12 protein-coding genes are annotated in these 23579 nt (G+C 67.4%); 7 read left to right on the top strand and 5 right to left on the bottom strand.

Annotation, left to right across the window (positions count from 1 at the left end; all coding sequences use genetic code 11):
* The first annotated feature begins 14 nt into the window (after positions 1-14).
* The 3 genes from dsbD to dsbG are packed head-to-tail and all read left to right on the top strand — an operon-like array spanning position 15 to position 3330.
* Positions 15-1733 carry a protein-disulfide reductase DsbD gene (gene dsbD, locus DN388_RS22560; RefSeq protein ID WP_255002114.1) on the top strand — a complete coding sequence of 573 codons (1719 nt, stop codon included), beginning with the start codon at positions 15-17 and terminating at the stop codon, positions 1731-1733.
* Entirely contained in the window at positions 1733-2578 is an 846-nt protein-coding gene (locus DN388_RS22555) for a TlpA disulfide reductase family protein (RefSeq protein WP_043862398.1), read from the top strand. Before dsbD ends, DN388_RS22555 begins: the two co-directional genes overlap by 1 nt.
* On the top strand, positions 2575-3330 hold the full coding sequence (gene dsbG / locus DN388_RS22550) for a thiol:disulfide interchange protein DsbG (RefSeq protein WP_255002113.1): 756 nt from the start codon (positions 2575-2577) through the stop codon (positions 3328-3330). The genes DN388_RS22555 and dsbG overlap by 4 nt, the downstream gene beginning before the upstream one ends.
* A gap of 153 nt (positions 3331-3483) precedes the next feature.
* Here the strand turns inward: dsbG and DN388_RS22545 are convergent, their stop codons facing one another.
* Together DN388_RS22545 and DN388_RS22540 are read right to left on the bottom strand one after the other, a co-directional pair.
* Positions 3484-4857: a sodium:proton antiporter gene (locus DN388_RS22545; protein WP_229590412.1), complete on the bottom strand. Its 1374-nt coding sequence runs from the start codon at positions 4855-4857 to the stop codon at positions 3484-3486.
* A 160-nt stretch (positions 4858-5017) separates the two neighbouring features.
* Positions 5018-17968, bottom strand: a complete 12951-nt coding sequence (locus tag DN388_RS22540) for a non-ribosomal peptide synthetase (protein WP_255002112.1) — start codon at positions 17966-17968, stop codon at positions 5018-5020.
* Positions 17969-18297: 329 nt separating this feature from the next.
* Here DN388_RS22540 and DN388_RS22535 point away from each other — a divergent pair, with 329 nt between their 5' ends.
* A complete protein-coding gene (locus DN388_RS22535) occupies positions 18298-18837 on the top strand; it encodes an RNA polymerase factor sigma-70 (RefSeq protein ID WP_043862395.1) in 540 nt (179 codons plus the stop codon).
* 145 nt (positions 18838-18982) lie between these two features.
* Here DN388_RS22535 and DN388_RS22530 read toward each other — a convergent pair whose 3' ends face one another.
* Both DN388_RS22530 and DN388_RS22525 read right to left on the bottom strand, forming a co-directional pair.
* On the bottom strand, positions 18983-19996 hold the full coding sequence (locus DN388_RS22530; RefSeq protein ID WP_255002111.1) for a GNAT family N-acetyltransferase: 1014 nt from the start codon (positions 19994-19996) through the stop codon (positions 18983-18985).
* A gap of 65 nt (positions 19997-20061) precedes the next feature.
* A complete protein-coding gene (locus tag DN388_RS22525; RefSeq protein ID WP_255002128.1) occupies positions 20062-20817 on the bottom strand; it encodes an ABC transporter substrate-binding protein in 756 nt (251 codons plus the stop codon).
* Between the two features lie 189 nt (positions 20818-21006).
* Here DN388_RS22525 and DN388_RS22520 point away from each other — a divergent pair, with 189 nt between their 5' ends.
* Positions 21007-21558 carry an exonuclease domain-containing protein gene (locus DN388_RS22520; protein ID WP_043862393.1) on the top strand — a complete coding sequence of 184 codons (552 nt, stop codon included), beginning with the start codon at positions 21007-21009 and terminating at the stop codon, positions 21556-21558.
* Positions 21559-21628: 70 nt separating this feature from the next.
* A complete protein-coding gene (locus DN388_RS22515; RefSeq protein ID WP_043862392.1) occupies positions 21629-21913 on the top strand; it encodes a pyrimidine/purine nucleoside phosphorylase in 285 nt (94 codons plus the stop codon).
* Between the two features lie 81 nt (positions 21914-21994).
* Here the strand turns inward: DN388_RS22515 and DN388_RS22510 are convergent, their stop codons facing one another.
* Positions 21995-22684: an alpha/beta family hydrolase gene (locus tag DN388_RS22510; protein ID WP_255002110.1), complete on the bottom strand. Its 690-nt coding sequence runs from the start codon at positions 22682-22684 to the stop codon at positions 21995-21997.
* Between the two features lie 49 nt (positions 22685-22733).
* Here DN388_RS22510 and DN388_RS22505 point away from each other — a divergent pair.
* Positions 22734-23579 (top strand): cbb3-type cytochrome c oxidase subunit I (locus tag DN388_RS22505; protein WP_254506387.1); only part of this gene is annotated, 846 nt, incomplete at its 3' end.

Raw genomic sequence — 23579 nt, 5'->3', positions numbered from 1 at the left:
GCCAAGGCGTCGACATGCGCGTATTTCTGCTAGCCCTGCTGTGGCTGTTCAGTTCGCTGAGCCAGGCCCAGCCCTTCAACAACCCTTTTGCCCAGAGCGAATTCCTGCCCGTGGAAAAGGCCTTCGTGTTCAGCAGCGAGCGCCTGCCCTCGGGGCAGATGCGCCTGCACTGGCAGATCAGCGACGGCTACTACCTGTACCAGAAGCGTCTGAAGTTCGATGGCCTGGCCCCCGAGGCGGTACCACCATTGCCGCCGGCCCTGCCCCACAGCGACGAGTACTTCGGCGAAACCCAGGTGTACCGCGGCGAACTCGAGCTGCTGATACCGGCCAACGCCACCGGCCAGTTGCGCATGGGCTGGCAGGGCTGTGCCGACGCGGGGCTGTGCTACCCGCCCCAAACCAGCCCGGTCGACCTGGGCGGGCAGGCCGCAGGCGCCGAGCAGGCCAGCGACCAGGCCCTGGCCGGCAGCCTCGGCGAACACCCGCTGGCCTGGAGCCTGCTGGCATTCTTCGGCCTGGGACTGCTGCTGGCCTTTACCCCCTGTTCGTTGCCGATGCTGCCGATCCTGGCCGGGCTGGTAATGGGCAACGGCGCCAGCACCCGCCGCGGGCTGGTGCTGGCAGGCGCCTACGTGCTGAGCATGGCGCTGGTGTATGCCGCCCTGGGCGTGGTCGCCGCACTGCTTGGCGCCAGCCTGCAGGCATGGCTGCAGCATCCTTGGCTGCTGGGCAGCCTGGCCGCGCTGTTCGTGCTGCTGGCCCTGCCGATGTTCGGCGCCTTCGAGCTGCAGCTGCCCACCTTCGTGCGCGACCGCCTGGAGCGCGCAGGCCGCAACACCCGTGGCGGCAATCTGTATGGCGCGGTACTGCTGGGGGCCTTGTCGGGCCTGCTGATGGGGCCGTGCATGACCGCCCCGCTGGCCGGCGCGCTGCTGTACATCGCGCAGAGCGGCAATGCCGTGCATGGCGCGCTGGTGCTGTTCAGCCTGGGGCTGGGCATGGGCCTGCCGCTGTTGCTGCTGGTGACCGTGGGCAACCGCTACCTGCCACGTCCGGGGGCCTGGATGAACCGGGTCAAGGCGGTGTTCGGCTTCGTGTTCCTGGGCATGGCGTTGTACACCCTGCGCGCGGTGCTCGACCCTGCGCTGTGGCTGGGCCTGTGCGGGGCCTGGCTGATTGCGCTGGCCTGGGGCGCCTGGTCCGCGGTCCACACCCTGCGCGCCCTGCAACCGGCCGTGCTGCTGGCGGGCCTGTGGGGCGTCTTGCTGGTGGTGGGCGCGGCCGGTGGCGCGAGCAACCTGCTGCAGCCCCTGCAACCCTATGCCGGTGGCACCGGCAATGCCGTGGCTGCGCCCCACGCCGACGCCTTCACCACGGTGCGCACCCCGGCCGAGCTGCAGGCGCAGCTGGACGCCGCCAAGGCCCAGGGGCAGTGGGTGTTCCTGGATTACTACGCCGACTGGTGCGTGTCGTGCAAAGTCATGGAAAAACAGGTGTTCGCCCGCCCCGACGTGCTCGCCGCGCTGGAAGGCGTGCGCCTGGTACGCCTGGACGTGACCGCCGATGCCCCGGCCAGCCAGCAGCTGCTGCAGCGCTACCAGGTGCCCGGCCCGCCGAGCATGCTGTGGATCGGCCCCGAGGGCGACGAGCGCCGGGCCAGGCGCATCACCGGTGAAGTCAACGCCGCCACCTTCCTGCAACACTGGACCGCCACCCGGAGCCAAGGCTGATGCTGACCGTTAACCTGGGCCCCCTGACCATCGCCCTCGACCACCTGCTGCTGCTCTGCGCCCTGGGCCTGGCCACGCTGGTGGGCTGGCGGGTGGCCAGGCGCGGCGGCGACAACCCCGAGGCCGCACTGTTTCGCCTGTTCCTGCTCGGCCTGCTGTGCGCCCGGCTGGGGTTCGTGGCGCGCTACTGGTCGATGTATGCCGAAGACCCGGTGCAGATCATCGACATCCGCGATGGCGGCTTTTTGCCCTGGGCCGGCCTGGTGGCGGTGCTGCTGGGGGCGGCCTGGTACGCCTGGCGCCAGGCGAGCCTGCGCCGGCCACTGGGCTGGGGCCTGTTCAGCGGCGCGCTGTTCTGGCTGCTGGCCAGCTGGGCCAGCCACCTCTACGAACAGGGCACGCAACTGCCGGACCTGGCCCTGCGCGATGCCCAGGGCCATTCGGTGGCGCTGCACAGCCACCGCGGCCGGCCGTTGGTGATCAACCTGTGGGCCACCTGGTGCCCGCCGTGCCGGCGCGAGATGCCGGTGCTGCAACAGGCCCAGCATGATTATCCGGACGTGACCTTCCTGTTCGTCAACCAGGGCGAAACCCCGCAGATCGTCACCAACTTCCTGGCCACCACCGGCCTGAACCTGTCCCATGTACTGTTCGATACCGGTGGCCAGCTGGCCCAGCAGGTCGGCTCCATGGCGCTGCCCACCACCCTGTTCTACGACGCCGAGGGGCGCCTGGTGGGCAGCCACCTGGGGGAGCTGTCCCGTGCCAGCCTGCGCCATGCCCTCGAATCCTTCGACCGCGATACCGCGCTCGCTCCCACCGTTCCAGCAAGGACGACACCATGAAAGTTTCCGCCATTACCCTCGCCCTGGGCATGTTCGCCACCCAACTGGCCGTCGCCGAAGAATTGCCCAAGGCTGTGCAGCAGATCGAGGCCAAGGGCGCCAAGGTCACCGGCAGCTTCGATGCGCCCAATGGCCTGAAAGGCTATGCCGCGCAGTTCCAGAACCGTGGCGTGGCCCTGTACCTGACCCCGGACGGCAAGCACGTGCTGGTTGGCAGCCTGTTCGACGAACAGGGCCAGGACCTGAGCGAGGCGCCGCTGGAGAAGCTGGTGTATGCACCCATGGCCAAGCAGGTGTGGGCCAAGCTCGACAAGACCGCGTGGATTGCCGATGGCAAGGCCGATGCACCGCGGGTGGTGTACCTGTTCAGCGACCCCAACTGCCCGTACTGCAACATGTTCTGGCAGCAGGCACGGCCGTGGGTGGACTCGGACAAGGTGCAGTTGCGCCACATCATGGTCGGCATCATCCGCGCCGACAGCCCGGCCAAGTCGGCCGCGTTGCTGGCCAGCGCCGACCCGCAGAAGGCCTTGCAGGCCCATGAAAGCGCGGGCAAGGCCAGCACCCTCAAGCCGCTGGCGAAGATTCCGGCGCAGGTGCAGGCCAAGCTGGATGCGAACCTGGCGCTGATGGAGGAGCTGGGATTGTCGGCTACGCCGGCGATCTTCTACCTGGATGACAAGGGGCAGTTGCAGACCCAGCAGGGTGCGCCGCGGCCAGAGATGTTGGGGAAGATACTGGGCAAGCGCTGAGACTCACCACGCCAACAGATATCTGAAGCCGGGCACCAGGGCTGGCGATGCAAATCCCACAGGCCATGGCCTGCAGGATCGGTGTTGTCAGCCTTGTATGTTCGGCCGAAGATCGCAGTAGGGCCATCATGGCCTTTGGGGGTTGGGGTGGCGCTACAGCATCACCAGCGTCAACACCACCAGCAACGGCAACAGCACCGCACACGACCACGCCATGTACCCGAAGAAGCTCGGCATCTTCACCCCGCGCTGCTCGGCTATCGCCTTGACCATGAAGTTCGGCGCGTTGCCAATGTAGGTCATCGCACCCATGAACACCGAACCCATGGAGATCGCCAGCAAGGTCTGCGGCATGCGCTCCATCAACACCTGCGCATCCCCAGCCGCCATGTTGAAGAACAACAAATAGGTCGGCGCATTGTCCAGGAAGCTCGACAAGGTCCCGCTCAACCAGAAGTACATGCTGTCGATCGGCTCGCCCTGCGCACCACTCACGCTCGCCACCAACCACGCCAACTGGCCGTCACTGCCGGCCCGCAATATCGCAATCACCGGGGCAATGGTGAGAAAGATGCCCGCAAACAACTTGGCCACCTCGACGATCGGCCCCCAGTCGAACTCGTTGGCAACCCGCAGGCCGCGCGGGGTGAACCACAACGACAGCAAGGCCAGTACCACCAGCAGGCCGTCACGCAACAGGTTCTGCACCTCGACCCGAGTGCCCATCAGCTCGACGCCAATCCCCGGTTTCCAGAGGCCCGACATCAATACCGCCAGCACCACGCCCGCCAACAGCAGGAAGTTGCGCTTGCCCAGCAGGCGCAACGGCGCATCCGGCGTCGGGTCTTCGGCCAGCATCTCGTTTTCGCGGCGATAGTAGTAGCGGTCGATCAGGTAGAACACGCCCAGCAACGGCACCGCCAGCAGCACCACCGGCAAGGCCATGTGCTGCAGGGTCCAGGCAAAGCTCACACCCTTGAGAAAACCCAGGAACAACGGCGGGTCGCCCAACGGGGTCAGGCCGCCGCCGACGTTGGCCACCAGAAAGATGAAGAACACCACCACGTGCGCGGTGTGCTTGCGGTTGTCGTTGGCACGCAGCAGCGGGCGGATCAGCAACATCGCCGCCCCCGTGGTGCCCATCACCGAGGCCAGCACCGCCCCCAGCGCCAGCAACCGCGTGTTGAGCCACGGCGAGCCATGCAGGTTGCCCTCCACCACGATCCCGCCCGAAATGGTGAACAGCGCAAACAGCAGGATGATGAACGGCAGGTACTCGGCCAGCAGTACGTGCACGCCCAGCCCCAGGCTGGCGTGCCAGCCGAAGGCAAAGCAGAACGGCAGCGCGAACAGCAGCGTCCAGCCCAGGGTGATCTTGCCGAAATGGTGATGCCACAGCGGTGCGGCCACGATGGGCAGCAAGGCGATGCTCAGCAGGATGCCGGCAAACGGCACGCCCCACAGCAGGCCCATGCGCGCGCCATCGACCTCGGCGGCGCTGGCGATGCCCGGCAGGCACAGCAACAAGAGGGCCGCCAGCAGCGACAGACAGGAACAACCACGAAACAAAGCAGGGAAAAGGCGCATCGATACCGACCGTGTGCAGATGAACAGCAGCGCGCCAGCCCGAAGGCTGGCGCGCATGAGCGAAGCATGGATGCTAAACCAAAATGCCCCGCTCGGCTGCCTACAACGCCTCCAGCGAAGCCATCAGGTCACTCAGCCGGTCGACCTTGTCGTCGCTCAGCACCGTGGCCTCGAGGCCCTCCACATAGATCGCCAGTTCCTCCACGCTGCTGCATTCGAACATGGCCCGCAGCGGCACGTTCAGTTGCAGCACCTTCTGCACCCGCGAAGCAATCTGGGTGGCCAGCAGCGAATGCCCGCCCAACTCGAAGAAGTTGTCGCGCACCCCCACCCGCTCGACCTTGAGCACATCGGCCCAGATGTCAGCAAGTTGCTGCTCCAGTTCACTGCGCGGCGCCAGGTAGGCCTGGCTGTGCTGCTGGCCGAACTCGATGGCCGGCAGCGCCTTGCGGTCGAGCTTGCCGTTGGCGTTGCGCGGCAACTCGGCCAGCCACGCCCAGTGCAGCGGCACCATGTACTCCGGCAGTTCGGCGCGCAGGCGCTGGCGAACCTGTTCCAGCAATGGCGCCGTGTCGGCACGGCTGTCGGCCGCCACCAGGTAGCCGACAAGGTGCTTGCCGTTGGCACCCTCCTGCACGCCCACCGCCGCGTCACGCACCTGGACCTGTTCATGCAGACGTGCCTCGATTTCGCCCAGTTCGATGCGGTAGCCGCGAATCTTCACCTGGTGATCGATGCGCCCCACGTACTCCAGCACCCCGTCGGCACGCCGGCGTGCCAGGTCGCCGGTGCGGTACAGACGCTCGCCCGGGGCGCCGAACGGGTGCGGGATGAACGCCTGGGCCGTGCGCAGCGGATCGCCCACGTAGCCGCGCCCTACCCCGGTGCCGGCCACGCACAGCTCGCCCACCGCGCCCAGCGGCACCAGCTCGTGATCTTCACCGAACAGGTACAGGCGGTTGTTGTCGGTCGGCGTGCCGATCGGCAGGTAGCTGCCCTGGGTGGAGGCCGCATCGACGCGGAAGAACGCCACGTCATCGGAGCACTCGGCCGGGCCGTAGGCATTCACCAGGCCGACCTGCGGGTAGCGCTCCAGCCACTGCCAGGCCAGCTCCGGCGGCATCGCCTCGCCGGTGGGCAGCATCCAGCGCAGGCCGCTCAGGTGCTGGCGCTCGTTGACCAGCATGCCCTGGATCAGCGACGGCACGCTTTCGAGCACCGTGATGCCGGCGGCCTGCACATGCTCCAGCAGCCCTTGCGGATCGTGCGCGATGGCATTGGGCACGATCGCCACCTGCGCGCCGAACAGCGGCGCGGCAAGGAACTGCCACACCGAGATATCGAAGCTCTGCGAGGCGGTCTGCGCGATCACGTCCGCTTCGCCCAGTTGCAGGTACGGCACCTTGCTCAGCTGGTTGTTGAGCATGCCGCGCTGCTCGACCATCACGCCCTTGGGCAGGCCGGTGGAGCCGGAGGTGTAGATCACGTAGGCGAGGTTCTCCGGCGCGCTGTAGATGCCCGGGTTGGCTTCGCTGCCGTCGCCGGCCTGAATGTCCTCCCACACCAGCAGGCGCGGCCGCCCGGCACACCCCAGTTCGTCGAGCAGGGCCTGTGCCTGGGCCAGGCAGGCCCGGGTGCAGACGATCACCGGGGTGCGGCTGAGCTCGACGATGCGTTGCAGACGCGCGCCGGGCAGGCCCGGGTCCAGCGGCAGGTAGCCGGCGCCGGCCTTGAAGCTGCCGACGATCATGCCCAGCAGCGCCAGCCCGCGCTCGGCCAGCAGTGCCACCGGCTGGTCGACCTGCACCCCGGCCGCCACCAGGGCATGCCCGAGGCGGTTGGCCTGGCAGTTCAGCTCGGCGTAGCTGCACTGCTGTTCGAGGCAGCGTGCGACCACCCGATCGGGATGCGCCGCCACCCTCGCCTCGAACAACGCCGCGTAGCTCTGCTGCAGCGGATAGGCATGCTCGCTGCGGTTGCAGTCCTGCAGCAGGAAGCGCTGTTCCTGCTCGCCCAGCAGTGCCAGCTGCGCCACATCGCCGTGCAAGCCCTCCATCAGCGCCAGCAGCAGGCGCTTGAATTCGCCCAGCAGGCGTTCGACGGTGGCGCGGTCGAAGTAGCGCTGGTCGAACGACAGGTGCAGGCCCAGGTCGTCGCCGGGGTAGCACACCGCCGTGAGCGGGAAGTTGGTGTGGGTGCGGCCCGAGTCGGAGGTTGCATTCAGGCTCTGGGCGCGGTCCAGCACCGCCACTTCGACCGGGGCGTTCTCGAACACGAACAGGCTGTCGAACAGCGGCTGGCCCTTGGGCAGTTCGCTGCATTCCTGGATGTTGACCAGCGGCAGGTACTCGTACTCGCGCACCTCCATGTTGCGTTCCAGCAGGCCCTGCAGCCACTGGCGCACCGAACACCGCTGGCCGGGGGCCGGCAGGGTGACACGCAGTGCGATGCTGTTGATGAACAGGCCCACGGTGTGCTGCATCTGCGGCAGGCTGACCGGGCGCCCGGCCACGGTCACGCCGAACACCACGTCACGCTCGCCGCTGAAGCGGCTGAGCACCAGCGCCCAGGCCGCCTGGGCGAAGGTGTTGACGGTCAGCTGATGGGCCTGGGCAAGCTCGCGCAGGCGTACCCCGTCCTCCACCGCCAGGCGCGTGTAGCAGTCGCCCACCTGCATGCCGCCGTGATCGCCCGCGTGCTCGCGCAGCAGCGGGCGGTCGCTTGGAAGGTAGGTGGTGCGCTCGAAGCCCTGCAGGTTCTGCCGCCACCACTGGCGCGCCTCGTCCAGGCTCTGGTGCTGCAGCCAGCCGATGTAGTCGCGGTAGCGCGGCGGCGTCGCCAGCTGCGCCTCACGGCCCTCGCCCAGGGCCAGGTAGAGCTCGAAGAAGTCGTTCATCAGAAGCGAGCGGCACCAGGCATCGATGAGGATGTGGTGGTTGCTCATCATGAACCAGTACTGCGCCTGGCCCACGCGGATCAGGCGCAGGTGGAACGGCGCCTGCTGCAACAGCTCGAAACCGGCCTCGCGCTCCTGCTTGTGCAGGGCCTGCAGGCGTGCTTCGTGATCGGCCTGCGGGTCGGCGCTCCAGTCCTGATAGTCGATAGGCGTGGTGCCGGGCTTGTGAATGATCTGCAGCATGCCTTCGCCGGCATTCCAGCAGAACGAGGCGCGCAGGGCTTCGTGCCGCGCCACCACCGCCTGCCAGGCCTGGGCGAAGCGCTGCGGGTCGATCTCGCTGTTGATGCGGTAGCGGTCCTGCATGTAGTAGATGCCGGTGCCCGGTTCGAGCAGGGTGTGCAGCAGCATGCCCTCCTGCATCGGGGTCAGCGGGTACACGTCCTCGATCTGCGCGGCGGGCACCGGCAGGCTGTCGATCTGTGCCTGGGTCAGGCGCGCCAGCGGGAAGTCCGACGGCGTGAAGCTGCCGTTGGCGTCATCCAGGCAATGGACGATCAGGCTCGCCAGCTCGCCGAGGTAGGCGCGGGCCAGCTCTTCGATGGTCTGGGTGTCGTAGCGCTCGCGGCTGAAGCTCCAGCGCAGCTGCAACTGGCCGCCGTACACCTGGCCGTCGACGCTCAGCCAGTTGGGCAGCGGTGCGTCGAGGTCGTGGGCCAGGCCCGCGGGTTCGTCCACCGGCTGATACAGCGCCGCACTGCCGAACTGCTGGTCGAACTGGCCCAGGTAGTTGAAGGTGATGCGCGCCTGGGGCAGCGCAGCCATGGCTTCGCGGGTGGCGTCATCGGCCAGGTAGCGCAGTACCCCATACCCCAGGCCCTTGTGCGGCACGCTGCGCAGTTGCTCCTTGATCGCCTTGATCGAGGCCGCCTGCCCGGCGGCCTCCTCGATGTTCAGCGGGCTCAGGCGCAGCGGGTAGGCGCTGGTGAACCAGCCGACGCTGCGGCTCAGGTCGATCTCGTCGAACAGGGTCTCGCGGCCATGCCCTTCGAGCTGCACCAGCACCGAGGTATCGCCGCTCCAGCGGCACAGCACCCGGGCCAGCGCGGTCAGCAACAGGTCGTTGACCTGGGTGCGGTAGGCCGCGGGGGCCTGCTGCAGCAACTGGCGCGTCTGCCCCTGGCTCAGTTGCACGCTGACGGTGTGCGCCTGGCGGTGCAGGTTGGCACCCTGGGGGTGGTCGCACGGCAGCTCGCGGGTGGCGGCACTGAGCTGCGCCTGCCACCAGTGCTGCTCGTCACGCAGCGAGTCGCTGCCGGCATAGGTGGCCAGGCGTGCGGCCCAGTGGCTCATCGCGCTGGTCTTGGCTGCCAGCGGCTGGCCACGGTACAGCGCCTGCAGGTCTTCGAGCAGCACGCGCCACGACACGCCATCCACCACCAGGTGATGGATCGCCAGCAGCAGGCGCTGGGCGCCCTGCCCGTCCTCCACCAGCAGCGCACGCAGCAGCGGGCCGTCGGCGAGGTCGAGGCTGCGCTGCACATCGCTGTACAGGGCCTGGCAATCCTGCAGATCGGCCACCGAAGCCTGCCACAGCAGTGCGCGCGTATCGGCCGGGGCGTAGCTGGCGCGGCCCTCGCAAAAGCGCAGGCGCAGTGCATCGTGATGCGCCACCAGCGCCTGCAGGGCCTGTTCCAGCGCGTCGCCGGCCAGGCGTTCGGCAGGCGCCAGCAGCACGGCCTGGTTCCAGTGCTGCGGTTGCACCACGTCGCTGTCGAAGAACCAGTGCTGGATCGGCGTGAGCGCTGCGGCGCCGCTGAGCGGGCCCTGTTCGATCAACGTGGCCTGGCTGCGGCTGACCACCGTGGCCAGGGTCTGCACGGTCTGCTGCTGGAACAGGTCGCGGGCGCTGAAGTGCAGGCCCAGCTGGCGGGCGCGGCTGACCACCTGGATCGACAGGATCGAGTCGCCGCCCAGTTCGAAGAAGTTGTCCTGCAGGCCCACGCGCTCGACGTTGAGCACATCGCACCAGATCGCGGCCAGTTGCTGCTCCACCTCGCTGCGCGGCGCCTCGTAGTGCTCGCGGCCCTGCTCCCTGTCCGGCAGCGGCAACGCGTGACGGTCGAGCTTGCCGTTGCCGGTCAGCGGCATCTGATCCAGCAGCACCAGGTGGGCGGGCACCATGTAGTCGGGCAGGTTCACCCGCAGTTGCGCCTTGAGGCTGTCGCGCAGCGCCGCCTGCTGTTCGGCGCCGGCCTGTGCCTGCTCGCACACCAGGTAGGCAGCCAGTTGCTTGCCGCCGGGCATGTCCAGCGCCAGCACCACGGCCTCGCGCACGTCGGCATGTTCCAGCAGGCGGCTTTCGATCTCACCCAGTTCGATACGGAAGCCGCGGATCTTCACCTGATGGTCGATACGCCCCATGTACTCCACCAGCCCGTCGGCGCGCTGGCGCACCAGGTCGCCGGTGCGGTACAGGCGCCCGCCCCGCTGGCTGAAAGGGTCGGCGACGAAGCGTTCGGCGCTCAGCCCAGGTCGATCATGGTAGCCCTGGGCCAGGCCTGCGCCACCGATGTACAGCTCGCCAATGGCGCCCTGCGGCAGCAGCGCCAGGTCGGCATCGAGGATGTACGCCACGCGGGCGCCGATCACCCGGCCGATCGGCACACTGCCGGCGCCCGCTTCAAGGGCCGGTGGTGCCAGGCAGGCCAGCGGCATCACCACGGTTTCGGTGGGGCCGTAGGCATTGAAGAACTGCGCCGGCTTGAACGCCTCGCGAATGCGTTGCAGGTGCTCGCCGGTCAGGGCTTCGCCGCCGGTGATGCACAGACGCACCGGCAGCTGTTCGTCGCGGCTGGCCAGCCATTGCGCCAGCTGGCTGCCGTAGCTCGGCGTGAATCCCAGCACGCTGACCTGCTGCTGGCGGATCAGCGTGCAGATTTCCTCGGCGCCCCACTGCCCCTGGGCGCGCAGCACCACCCGTGCGCCGTTGAGCAATGGCACCAGCAGGCGCTCGGTGGCCGCGTCGAAGTTGATCGAATAGAAGTGCAGCTCGCAGTCGTCGCTGCGCATGCCGAACGCCTCGATCACCGCCAGGCAGTGCATGGCGATCTCGCCATGGCTGACCACCACGCCCTTGGGCTTGCCGGTGGAGCCGGAGGTGTAGATCAGGTAGGCCTGATGGCCCGGCAGGCTGAGTGACGGCAAGGCCTCGGCGCTGTAGCCGTGCAGCGCCGCCGCGTCGTCGTCCAGGCACCAGCGGGCCACGCCGGGCGGCAGCTCGCCCAGCCTGTCGAACAGCGCGCGCTGGCCCAGCAGCAGGCCGATGCCGCTGTCCTGGATCATGTACTGCAGGCGTTCGAGGGGGTATTCCGGGTCCAGCGGCACGTAGGCGCCGCCGGCCTTGAGGATCGCCAGCAGGCCGATCACCAGCTGCGCCGAACGCTCCAGCGCCAGGCCCACCCGCACCTGCGGGCCCACGCCACGTTCGCGCAGCACCCGCGCCAGGCGGTTGGCCCGGGCATCGAGCTGGGCGTAGCTCAGGTGTTCGCCGGCAAAGGTCAGTGCCAGTGCATCCGGTGTGCGCTGGGCCTGTGCACTGAACAGGTCATGCACGGTGCGGTTCAGGCCCGGCGCTGCGGGGTCGCCGGCCAGGTTGTCGAACAGGGCCTGGCGCTCGCCCTGGCCCAGCAGCGGCAGTTCGCACAGGCGTTGCTGCGGGTCGGCCAGCAAGGCGTCGAGCAACCGCTGCCAGTGCGCCGCCATGCGCGCGATGCGCGGCGCGTCGAACAGGTCGCAACTGTAGGTCAGGCAGCAGCCCAGGCGACGGTCGAGGTCGGTGACTTCCAGGTTGAGGTCGAACTTGGTCGCCCGGGCGTCGTTGACCAGGTACTCCACCTGCATGCCGGCCAGTTGGCGGCTCTGCTGGAATTCCCAGCGCTGCACGTTGCACATCACCTGGAACAGCGGGTTGTAGGCGGCGCTGCGCGGTGGCTGCAAGGCTTCGACCAGGTGGTCGAACGGCAGGTCCTGGTGCGACTGGCCGTCGATCACGGTCTGGCGCACCTGCTCGATCAGGTCGGCCACGCGCATCTGCCCGTCCAGCTGGCAACGCAGCACCTGGGTGTTGAGGAAGGCGCCGATCAGCCCCTCGCTTTCCGGGCGGATGCGGTTGGCCACCGGTGCGCCGATGCGCAGGTCGGTCTGCCCGCTGTAGCGGTACAGCAACAGCGCCAGGGTGGCGGTCATGGTCATGAACAGGGTCAGGCCATGCTCGGCATTGAAGGCGCGCACCCTGGCGGCCAGCTCATCGCTCAGGTCGAAGCGGTACAGCTCGCCGCGGTGGCTCTGCACCGCCGGGCGCGGGCGATCGGCGGGCAATTCCAGCACCGGGTGTTCATCGCCCAGCTGTGCGCGCCAGTAGTCCAGCTGGCGCTGGCGCTCGCCGGCCTCCAGCCACTGGCGCTGCCACACGCTGTAGTCCAGGTACTGCACCGGCAGCGGTTCGAGCGGCGAATCGCGGTCGTCCAGAAACGCTTCGTACAGCTCGCCCAGCTCGCGGGCAAAGATGTCCATGGCCCAGCCTTCGGTGACGATGTGGTGCAGGGTGAGCACGAAGTAGTGCTCCTGCTCGCCGGCCTTGACCAGGCAGGCACGCAGCAGCGGGCCGGTCTCCAGGTCGAACGGCTGGTGCGCCTGCTCGTCGGCCAGGGCCTGCAGGCGCTGCTGGCGCTGCGCCTGGTCGTGGGCCGAAAAGTCCAGCCAGTTCATCACCAGCCCGGTGTCGGGCGAAACGGCCTGGTACGGTACGCCATCGATGCTCGGGAAGGTGGTGCGCAGGGTTTCGTGGCGCACGATCAGCGCCTGCAGGGCCTGTTCGAAGCGGCTGACGTCCAGCACCCCGCACAGGCGCGCCATGCCGCCGACGTTGTAGGCCGGGCTGTCCGGCTCCATCTGCCAGAGGAACCACATGCGCTGCTGCGAGTACGACAGCGGCACCGGCTGGCTGCGGTCGATGCGCGTTATTTCGCCTTGCAGGTTGTGCTGCCCGGCCAGTTGCAGGGCCTCGATGCGCGCGGCGAAGGCGCCCAGCGCGCTGGCTTCGAACAGGGTGCGCAGCGGCAGTTCGACGTCGCAGGCCTGGCGCGTGCGGGCGATGATCTGGGTGGCCAGCAGCGAGTGCCCGCCGAGGGCGAAGAAGTCATCGTCCAGGCCGACCCGCGCCAGGCCCAGCACATCGCACCAGATGGCGGCGATCTGCTGTTGCAGCGGCGTGACCGGGGCAACATGCACGCGCTGCTGCCAGCTCGGCTCGGGCAGCGCCTTGCGGTCGAGCTTGCCACTGGGGCCCAGCGGCATCTGCGCCAGGTGCACCAGTTGCGCGGGCACCATGTAGGGCGGCAATTGCGCCGCCAGTGCGCTCAGCAATGCTTCGCCGCAGTCGTGCGCGTGGGTGTAGTAGCCGACCAGTTGCGGGCCGGCCGCCGTGTCGCGTACCAGCACCACGGCCTGCTCCACGCCCGGCTGGGCCAGCAGGCAGGCCTGCACCTCTTCGGGCTCTACACGAAAACCGCGCAGTTTGACCTGCTGGTCGATGCGGCCCAGGTATTCCAGTGCCCCCAGGTCGGCCAGCCAGCGCGCACGGTCGCCGCTGCGGTACAGGCGCTGGCCGTCGGCGCCGGGCACGAAGCGTTCGGCGGTGAGGCCCGGCCGGCCCAGGTAGCCACGGGCCAGGCCCGCACCGCCCAGGCACAGCTCACCGGGCACCCCCACAGGCGAAAGCGCCAGTTCCTCATCGAGCACCTGGCACTGCACGTTGGCCAGGGGCCGGCCGATGGGCGAGCGCAGGCCGTCTTCACGGCGGCAGTGCCAGTGGGTGACGTTGATCGCGGTTTCGGTCGGCCCATAGCGGTTGTGCAGTGCCACGTGCGGCAGTACCTGCAGCACACGGTCGCGCAGCGCCGCCGGCAACGCCTCGCCGCCGGAGAACACCCGGCGCAGGCTGGTACAGGCGGCCGCCAGGGGCTCCTGCACGAACACCTGCAACAGCGGCGGCACGAAGTGCAGCGTGGTCACGCCATGCTGCTGCACCAGTTCGGCGATGCGCTGCGGGTCGCGGTGCTCGCCGGGGCCGGCCAGCACCAGCGTGCAGCCCTGGGCCAGCGGCCAGAAGCATTCCCACACCGACACGTCGAAGCTGATCGGGGCTTTTTGCAGCAGCACGTCGTGGTCGTCCAGCGCATAGGTGGCCTGCATCCAGTGCAGGCGCTCGGCCAGGGCCGCATGGGTGTTGCCCACGCCCTTGGGCTGGCCGGTGGAGCCGGAGGTGTAGATCACGTAGGCCAGGCTGTCACCGTGCAGGTGCAGGCCCGGCGCCTGGCTGGGCCAGTTGTCCAGGTGCAGGGTGTCCATGGCGATGGTACTCACGCCCTCGACCTGGGGCAGGCGTTCGAGCACCTCGCTGTGGCTGAGCAGCAGGCTTGCGCCGCAGTCGGCGAGCATGTAGGCCAGGCGCTCGGCCGGGTAGTCGACGTCCAGCGGCACGTAGGCACCACCGGCCTTGAGAATCGCCAGCAGGCCCACCAGCAGCTGCGGCGAACGCTCGGCGGCAATCGCCACGCACACGTCCGGGCCCACGCCCTTGTCGCGCAGGTAATGGGCCAGGCGGTTGGCCTGGGTGTGCAGGCTCGCGTAGTCCAGGCTGCCGCCGGCCCATACCAGCGCGGTGCGCTGCGGGGTGCTGCGCGCCTGTTCGTTGAGTTGCTCCACCAGCCACTGGCCGGGGGCCGCTGCCGGGGCCTGGCCCCAGTCGAGCAGTTGGGCGCGGCCCGGGGCGTCGAGCAGGTTCAGCTCGGCCAGCGGCAGCTGCGGCGCGCTGCTCACCTGCTGCAGCAGGCTGACCAGTTGCGCGGCCAGGCGCTCGATGCTGGCAGCGTCGAACAGCTCGTCGGCATAGTCGAAGGAAAGGCTGATGCGGCCCTGGTGGTCTTCTTCGCTGTGCAGTTGCAGGTCGAACTTGGCCTCGCGGCTGTGCCACGCCAGTTCGTCGGCCAACAGCCCCGGCAGGCGGCGCAAGGCGCCGAGGTCGCGCTGCTGGTGGTTGAACATGACCTGGAACAGGCCCTGCTCGCGGGCCTCGGGGAAGGCTTCGACCAACTGCTCGAACGGCAGGTCCTGGTTGGCCTGGGCTTCAAGGGTGCGCTGGCGCACCTGGGCCAGCAAGGCACTGAAGGGCTGGCGCGGGTCAAGCTCGGCACGCAGCACCTGGGGGTTGATGAAGAAGCCGACCAGGCCCTGGATTTCCAGGCGCGGGCGGTTGGCATTGGGCACGCCGACGCGGATGTCGCGCTGGCCGCTGTAGCGGTGCAGCAGGGTTTGCAAGGCCGCCAGCAACAGCATGAACAGGCTGGCATCGTGGGCCTGGGCCACCTGGCGCAGTGCAGTGCCCAGCGCCGGCTCAAGACGCAGGCTCAGGCGCGTGGCGCTGTTGCGCTGCTGCACCGAGCGCGGGTGATCGGTGGGCAGGTCGAGCACCGGCTGCGCATCGCCGAGCAAGGCCTTCCAGTAGGCGAGCTGGCGGGTACTTTCCCCCTGGGCCAGCCACTGGCGCTGCCAGCTGGCATAGTCGGCGTAATGCACCGGCAACGTATTCAGTCGCGCCTGCTGGCCCTGGCAGGCGGCGGCATACAGGCGCGCGAATTCGTCCAGCAGAATGTTCATCGACCAACCGTCGGCGATGATGTGGTGCAGGGTCACCCACAGCTGATGGGTTTCGTTGTCCTGGCGTACCAGGGTGACCCGCAGCAGCGGCCCGCGCTCCAGGTCGAAGGGTTGGCGCGCCTCGTCTTCGCGCAACTGCTGAACGCGGGCCGGGGTTTCGTGCCCCAGGTCCAGGCTGCGCACCTGCAACGCCAGGTTCGCCAGCACGCGCTGCACCGGTTGCCCGTGGTGGTCGGCAAACACCGTGCGCAGCGCTTCATGGCGGGCCACCAGCGCCTGGAAGCTGCTGCGCAGCGCGGCCTCGTCCAGTTCGCCGCGCAGGCGCAGGCCACCCGGGATGTTGTAGGCCGCACTGCCAGGCTCCAGTTGCCACAGCAGCCACAGCCGGGCCTGGGCCAGCGATTGCGGCAGCGCCTGTTCCCGGGGCAATTGCGCGATGGCGCCCTGGGCCACCCCGCCGTCGATGTGCAGGCGGGCCACCTGGGCAGTGAAGCCTGCCAGGGTCGGCGCTTCGAACAGCAGGCTCAGGCTCAGTTCCAGCCCCAGTTCGTCACGCAGGCGCGCCGTGAGCTGGGTGGCGGCGATGGAGTTGCCGCCGAGCAGGAAGAAGTGATCGTCGTCGCCCACCTCGGCCACGTTCAGTTGCTCGCACCACAGCCGCGCGATCAGCGCCTGCAACCCGTCGCCGCTCGGCGCCGCGTGGCGTGCGGCAGGCGCCTGGGCCTCCGGGAAGCGGGCGTAGCAGTCCAGGCTGCCATCGTGCAGGCGCAGGCGGCAGGCCGAACGCTGCAACTTGCCGCTGGAGGTCTTGGGCAACGCACCGGGGTTGAGCAGCAGCACCACCGCCGGGGCCTGCTGGCAGGCATCGGCGATGACCTGGCGCAGGGTGCGGATCAGGCTCGCCGGCTCGATGACCTTCTGCACGTTGCGGCTGATCTCTACCGCGATGCCGATGCCCTCCTCGCCCTGGTCGTCGACGGCGAACACCGCCACGCGGCCCTTGCGCAGCACGTCGACCTCGCGCTCCAGGGTCTTTTCCAGGTCCTGCGGGTAGAGGTTGTGCCCGCGCACGATGAGCATGTCCTTCAGGCGCCCGGTGACGAACAGTTCGCCGTCACGCATGAAGCCCAGGTCGCCGGTGCGCAGCCAGGTGCGCCCGCCGTGCTCGACGAAGGTCTTTGCGCTGGCCTCGGGGTTGCGCCAGTAACCGTGGGCGATGCTCGGGCCGGCGGCCCAGATCTCGCCCACCTGGTTGTCGCCCAGCACAGCCAGGGTGTGCGGTTCGACGACCTGCACCGCGTGCAGCGGCTGGCTGAAGCCGCAGCTCATCTGCACGCTGCCCTCGCCTGCTTCGGCGCGGTTGTGCGCCAGTGCCGCGCTGTCCAGCGCCAGCGCGGGGATACCGCCGCCGCGCACGCTGCCACTGACGAACAGAGTGGCTTCGGCCAGGCCGTAGCTGGCGAAGAAACTCGAGGGCACGAAACCGCACGCGGCGAATTTGTCGGCAAAGCTGTCGAGGCTGTCCTGGCGGATCGGCTCGGAGCCCGAATAGGCCACGCGCCAGCAGCTCAGGTCGAGGCTGGCCAGCGCCGCACTGCTGACGCGCTCGTTGCACAGGCGGTAGGCGAAGTCCGGCCCGCCGCTGATGGTGCCGCGGTAATCGCTGATCGCCTGCAGCCAGCGCTGCGGCCGCGCCAGGAAGTAGGCCGGGGCCATCAGCACGCAGGGCACGCCGCTGAAGATCGGTTGCAGCAGGCCGCCGATCAGGCCCATGTCGTGGTACAGCGGCAGCCAGCTGACGATCACGTCGTCGGGGTTCACGTCGATACCGAAGCCGTGGCGGATCAGCACTTCGTTGGCCACAAGGTTGCCGTGGCTGACCTGCACGCCCTTGGGCAGCGCGGTGGAGCCGGAGGTGTACTGCAGAAAGGCGATGTCGTCCGGCTTGAGCGACGGGGCCTGCCACTGCTCGCCCAGGCCGGCGTCGAGGTAATCGACGCTGAGCAGCTGCGGCGCATCCTCGCCCTTGAGTGCATCCAGGGCCAGCAGGCTGTTGTGCAGGTTGTCGACGGTCAGCAGCAGGCGCGGCTGGGCGTCCTCGATGATCGACAGCAGGCGGGCCTGGTGGTGGGTGCGCGAGGATTCCGGCGGATAGGCCGGCACGGCGATCACCCCGGCATACAGGCAGCCGAAGAACGCGGCGACGTAGTCCGGGCCACTGGGGAACAGCAGGATCGCGCGGTCGCCCGGCACCGCACGCGCCTGCAATGCGGCGGCGATGCTGCATGCACGCAGGTGCAGGTCACGGTAGCTGAGCACGGCCTGGTCGCGGGCGTCTTCGGCGAGAAAGCGCAAGGCCACCCGCTCAGGGGTCAGCGCAGCACGCTGGGTGAGGGCCTGGACCAGCGTAACCGGGAGTTCGAAGGCGTCCGTCATGGAAAGTTCCTGCCAGTGTCTGTACGTGAAAATCGGCATCGCGGGGCGCAGGGAGCCGGGTGTTCGGGCACCGGCACACGCCCTTCAGGGGCCGAGGATGTACACAGGGGAACGGATGAACGGGTGAAATAATTAGGCGCCACTGTGGCGCGGCGACAGGTGATTTTCGAAGCGGATCACGGGGTGGTGCTTAGAACCAAAAAACAGTTTGAAGTATTACTTTTCGCATTTGACAATAATTATCATTAAGAATAGCTTGTCGCACGTCGTAGGAAGCATCTCCTCGCGGAGTGCTTCGCTTCCCTCTTCGAGAACAAGGTGAAATTTCCATGGCGGAACAACTGTCCACAAGTAAGTGCGATTCACCGTTACTCCAAGCGTTCGTCGACAATCGCAGCATTCTGGTGAAAATTGCCGCCCGGATCACCGGGTGTCGCTCACGCGCCGAGGATGTCGTGCAGGACGCTTTCTTCCGGCTCAGTGCAGCCCCGCAGATCACCTCGTCGTTCAAGGCGCAGTTGAGCTACCTGTTCCAGATCGTGCGCAACCTGGCCATCGACCATTACCGCAAGCAGGCGATGGAGCTGAAGTATTCCGGCAGCGAAGAGGAAGGTCTGAATGTGGTCATCCATGGTGCCTCGCCCGAAGCCACGCACATCAATTTCGCGACGCTTGAGCACATTGCCGATGCGCTGAGCGAGCTGCCGCAGCGCACCCGCTATGCGTTCGAGATGTACCGCCTGCATGGCGTGCCGCAGAAAGACATCGCCAAGGAGCTTGGCGTGTCGCCGACCCTGGTGAACTTCATGATTCGCGATGCGCTGGTGCATTGCCGCAAGGTGTCGCTGGCGCGGGGTGAGGTGGCCTGAAGGGGCCACCCTGCACCGCTGCTGCCCTGCAGGAGCCGGCGTTGCCGGCGATCCTCCCTCCAGGCCAGATGCCGGGTGTCCGGCAGCACGAGCGCCTTGTGCTGGTTCGCCGGCAACGCCGGCTCCCCCAGGATCGGGTGCCGGCCTACACCAGCCTGCAGCGCTCGAAGAAGCGCTCGCGTCCCAGGATCATCAGCGCCGCACGCTTGTGCGGAAAGTCGAATTCCTTCTCGCAGTGAAAGCACTGGTCGTGCATGTAGCCGATCATCTTGGCATTGTCGGCCCGAGGCTCGGCCACCACGCGCTGGGTGCGCGGGTCGTCCAGGAACAGGTAGTGCACCAGCGCCGACAGCCAGCTGGCCACCTTGTGCGGCCCGCGGTGCGTCTGCTCCCCTACCAGCATGTGAATGCCGCGGTCGTAGTCGTCGGCCGCATAGAACGGTGCAATCCGGTCCTCCTTGGCCCAGTAGGCTTCGAAGTAGGCAAACGGCTGGTCGTCGAAGCAGCCGATCAGGGTCAGTGTGTGCGGGTCGGCCTCAAGCTTGCTCAGGTAGTCGCGGTGCTGTTCGAGGCTGCCGCCCTCCTGCCAGAAGCTCAGCACCCGCGGGTTGTTCTGCCAACGGTTGAAGCGCTCCAGGTCGTGGTCGATTTCCAGGGTCCGTAACGAGATCCACGCCCCCAGCCGCGCATCGAAGCGCCGATACACTTCCCCCCGCGGCTTGGGCGCACGGCGCGGATGACGCTTGCCGGCACTGATCTGCATCTGCTGCGGGTACACGCCCGACAGCGATTCGCCCAGCCACGGTTGCGGCAACTGCCAGAACAGCGTGCGCTCGCAGCGGTAGCGCCCCGCCTGTTCGTCGGCCACCAGCAGGCCGCTGGCCAGTGCCGCCTCGGGCACCTGCGCCAGATGCCAGCACAGGCGCTGACACCCCGGATCGCGGGAAAACAGCCAGTAGCACGCGGCCCACAACGCCTGCTGTGGGCGCTCGGGGCAGGTGTATTGCAGGTGCACGTCAAGGTCATCACCGCGCTCCAGACGCAGGCGCACCAATGGCGTGTCTTCGAGCACCAGGCTCAGGTGGCAGTCGGTTTCATCGGCGCTGAGGCTGCGCCAGCGCGGCAGGGACAACGCGCAGGGTGCGGTATCGGAAGGCATGGTCTTGGGCTCACGAAGTGGAAGAGACAATCTCACTGCTGTTGACGTGAAAACCGTGGGCGAATTTAGGGCGAATGGGCCGCGCTGACACCGATCTGGTAAGGCCCGAAGATGTCCTGCAACTGGCCGTTCTCGTGCAGTTGCTGCAACAGACGGGCAAAGGCCTCGCCACTGATCGGTGCCTGGGGACGCAGCAGTGCGTAATGGTGATAGGTCTGGTCGGTACGCTCGGAGGCCAGGAACTGGCCTCGGTAATCCTCGTGGCGCGCCAGAAAGTCGTACAGGTACGAACGGGTCACCAAGGCCACGTCGGCGCGGTCGCGCTGCACCATCATCAGGTTGCTGTCGTGGGAATAGGTCAGGGTGGCGCCGAATGTTTGCTGCAGGTACCTGGCGTCGGCATTGAAACCGGCGAAGGCGTAGTGATAGCCGCTGTACAACGCCAGGCGCTTGCCCTGCAGGCTGTCGAAGTAACCCTGGCCGCGGCCTTCGATATTGTGCGTGACGAAGACTTCGGCATCTTCGAGGCCGAGATCGACCTTGACGAAGTCGATGCCTTTCCAGCCCCAGTCAGGGTTTTCGAAGATCGCCATGTCGATGCGACCCTCGTTGAAGTCGCGAAAGCGTCGCGGTATGGAGGTGGGCACCAGCGTGAAATGGTAGGTGTCCTGAAGCGCGTTCAAGGCCTGGATCAACTGCGCCAGCAGGCCGCTGCCGGTATCGCGTTCGGGATTGACGGTGTACGGCGGAAAGTGCGCTGCGCCGATCCTGATCTGCTCCTGGGCACACGCCGGTGTGGTCAGCCACGCCAACGCGAGCATCGACAGGGAGAGCACGACCTGTGGCAGTGACGCTGAACTCAAGGCAACACACTCTTAACGGGTTCGCGCCTAAACTAGGCGTTTTCCTACGCTTGCACAACTGGCAGAACCATCAGGCAAATGGCCACGGGATACCGCACAGGCCACAGATTGGCTACGCTCAGGCGAGTATCTGTCAAGGAGCCTGCCATGGGCCACTGGTTGGTGATCGACCTGGAAGCTACCACCGACGAGGGTGGCTGGCCGATCGAAGACATGGAAATCATCGAGATCGGCGCCAGCCTGGTCAACCGCGAAGGCCGCGAGGTGGACCACTTCCAGCGCTTCGTCAAACCCCGGCGGCGCCCGCTGCTGACTCCCTTTTGCCGTGAGCTGACGCATATCGCCCAGGCGGACATCGACGCCGCCGCCTCCTTTGCCAAGGTGTGGGACGGGTTCGAGCACTGGCTGCAGCATCAGCAGGCGCACCTGCAGGGCTGGGTCAGCTGGGGCGACTACGATCGCCGCCAGCTGCTGCAGGAATGGCAGGTGCACCAGGTGCACAGCCTGCTGGCCGACACCTGCCACCTCAACCTCAAGCAGCGCTTCGCCAAGGCCCGCCACCTGAAACGCCCGCCCGGGCTCAAGGGCGCGCTGGCCCTGGCCGGGCTGCAGTTTGTCGGGCAGCAGCACCGCGCCCTGGAAGATGCGCGCAATACCGCACGCCTGCTGCCGCTGAGCCTGCCGGCCCAGGGCGCCTGAAAGCGGATGACGCCACCGGGAGGCTTGGGCATACTGGCCAGCCCTTTTTTGCCCCTTTCAGGAGTCGCCCATGTTTAAGGTCAACGAGTACTTTGATGGCACGGTCAAGTCGATCGCCTTCACCAGCGCCGAAGGCCCGGCCACTGTCGGCGTGATGGCCCCGGGCGAGTACGAGTTCGGTACGGCCAAGCGCGAGATCATGCACGTGGTGTCCGGCGCCCTGATCGTCAAGCTGCCGGGCAGCGACAACTGGGAAACCTTTACCGCCGGCAGCCAGTTCAATGTGCCGGCCGACAGCAAGTTCCAGCTGCAGGTGAAGGTCGATACCGCCTACCTGTGCGAATACCGCGACTGATTCAAAGGCTTCGCCGACAAGGCCGGCTCCTGTAGGGGACTGCGGTCGTTGCAGGAGCCGGCCTTGCCGGCGAAGCGGCCATCAGCGTAAAAACGCCACGATGCTGTCCGCCGCCGCCCCCAGGTGGTGCGCATGGCTGAACCCCGAGACCTTCAGCGGCTTCAAGTCATGATCCCCTGCCACCAGCCAGCACAGCTCGATGGCTGACGACAGTGCATACCCCTCCACCGTCTCGCGATTGCCCAGCGCATCACGCTCGCCCTGCACGATCAGGGTTGGCGTCTTCAGTTCGGCCAGGTGCGCCACCCGCGGCTTCTCGGGCTTGCCTGCGGCATAGAACGGATACCCCAGGCACACCAGCGCATCCACCCCCAGTTCGTCCGCCACCAGGCTGGCCATGCGCCCGCCCATGGACTTGCCGCCGATCACCAGTGGCCCAGCGACCAATGGTCGCACCTGGGCCACCACTTCGCGCCAGCAGTCGAGCAGGCGAGCCTGGGGGTTTGGCGGCCTTCTGCCACCATCGAGCCGGCGCTGGGCCATGTAGGGAAACTCGAAGCGCAGTACCGCCAGCCCTTGCGCGGCAAGCCTCTGCGCCATGTCGGTCATGAACGCGCTGTCCATGGGTGCGCCCGCGCCGTGGGCCAGGATCAGGCACCCCAGGGGCGACGCATCTGCCTGATTTTGCGGGGCATCGTACAACCAGCCGCGTTGTTCGACCCACTGCGCCCATTGATCCCCGTCAATACCGGCCACTTGCCCATTACTCATGCTTGCCTCGCTGTTTAGCCTGCCTATAACCGTGGATGGGAACCCATACATGAACACAACCAGCAGTACCGCCTACAACTACCAGGTGGTCCGCCAATTCGCCATTATGACGGTGGTGTGGGGAATCGTCGGGATGGGGCTCGGCGTTTTTCTCGCCGCGCAGCTCGTCTGGCCTTCACTCAACTTCGACCTCCCGTGGACCAGCTTCGGGCGCCTGCGCCCCTTGCACACCAACGCGGTGATCTTCGCCTTCGGGGGCTGTGCACTGTTCGCCGCCTCCTACTACTCGGTACAGCGTACCTGCCAGACCGTGCTGTTCTCGCCACGCCTTGCCGCCTTTACCTTCTGGGGCTGGCAACTGGTGATCGTGCTCGCGGCCGTCAGCCTGCCGCTGGGTTATACCAGCTCCAAGGAATACGCCGAACTGGAATGGCCGATCGACATCCTGATCACCATCGTCTGGGTGGCCTACGCCGTGGTGTTCTTCGGCACCCTGATGAAGCGCACCACCAAGCACATCTACGTGGGCAACTGGTTCTTCGGTGCGTTCATCATCACCGTGGCGATCCTGCATATCGTCAACAACCTGGAAATCCCGGTCAGCCTGACCAAGTCGTACTCGCTGTACGGCGGCGCCACCGACGCGATGGTGCAATGGTGGTACGGCCACAACGCCGTAGGCTTCTTCCTGACCGCAGGCTTCCTGGGCATGATGTACTACTTCGTGCCCAAGCAGGCCGAGCGCCCGGTGTACTCGTATCGCCTGTCGATCGTGCACTTCTGGGCCCTGATCACCCTGTACATCTGGGCCGGCCCGCACCACCTGCACTACACCGCCCTGCCCGACTGGGCGCAGTCGCTGGGCATGGTGATGTCGCTGATCCTGCTGGCGCCC

Origin of the sequence: Pseudomonas sp. S12(2018) (genome assembly GCF_024355235.1) — a bacterium.
Taxonomy (GTDB): Bacteria; Pseudomonadota; Gammaproteobacteria; order Pseudomonadales; family Pseudomonadaceae; genus Aquipseudomonas; species Aquipseudomonas palmensis.
The sequence above is the reverse complement of the archived record's forward strand: the minus strand, read 5'-3'. Positions and strand labels throughout refer to the sequence as shown.

What these genes read in the sequence shown, in the direction of transcription:
- dsbD (WP_255002114.1), top strand. Translation starts at nt 15, where the DNA reads ATGCGCGTATTTCTGCTAGCCCTGCTGTGGCTGTTCAGTTCGCTGAGC.
- DN388_RS22555 (WP_043862398.1), top strand. Translation starts at nt 1,733, where the DNA reads ATGCTGACCGTTAACCTGGGCCCCCTGACCATCGCCCTCGACCACCTG.
- dsbG (WP_255002113.1), top strand. Translation starts at nt 2,575, where the DNA reads ATGAAAGTTTCCGCCATTACCCTCGCCCTGGGCATGTTCGCCACCCAA.
- DN388_RS22540 (WP_255002112.1), bottom strand. Translation starts at nt 17,968, where the DNA reads ATGACGGACGCCTTCGAACTCCCGGTTACGCTGGTCCAGGCCCTCACC.
- DN388_RS22535 (WP_043862395.1), top strand. Translation starts at nt 18,298, where the DNA reads ATGGCGGAACAACTGTCCACAAGTAAGTGCGATTCACCGTTACTCCAA.
- DN388_RS22530 (WP_255002111.1), bottom strand. Translation starts at nt 19,996, where the DNA reads ATGCCTTCCGATACCGCACCCTGCGCGTTGTCCCTGCCGCGCTGGCGC.
- DN388_RS22525 (WP_255002128.1), bottom strand. Translation starts at nt 20,817, where the DNA reads ATGCTCGCGTTGGCGTGGCTGACCACACCGGCGTGTGCCCAGGAGCAG.
- DN388_RS22520 (WP_043862393.1), top strand. Translation starts at nt 21,007, where the DNA reads ATGGGCCACTGGTTGGTGATCGACCTGGAAGCTACCACCGACGAGGGT.
- DN388_RS22515 (WP_043862392.1), top strand. Translation starts at nt 21,629, where the DNA reads ATGTTTAAGGTCAACGAGTACTTTGATGGCACGGTCAAGTCGATCGCC.
- DN388_RS22510 (WP_255002110.1), bottom strand. Translation starts at nt 22,684, where the DNA reads ATGAGTAATGGGCAAGTGGCCGGTATTGACGGGGATCAATGGGCGCAG.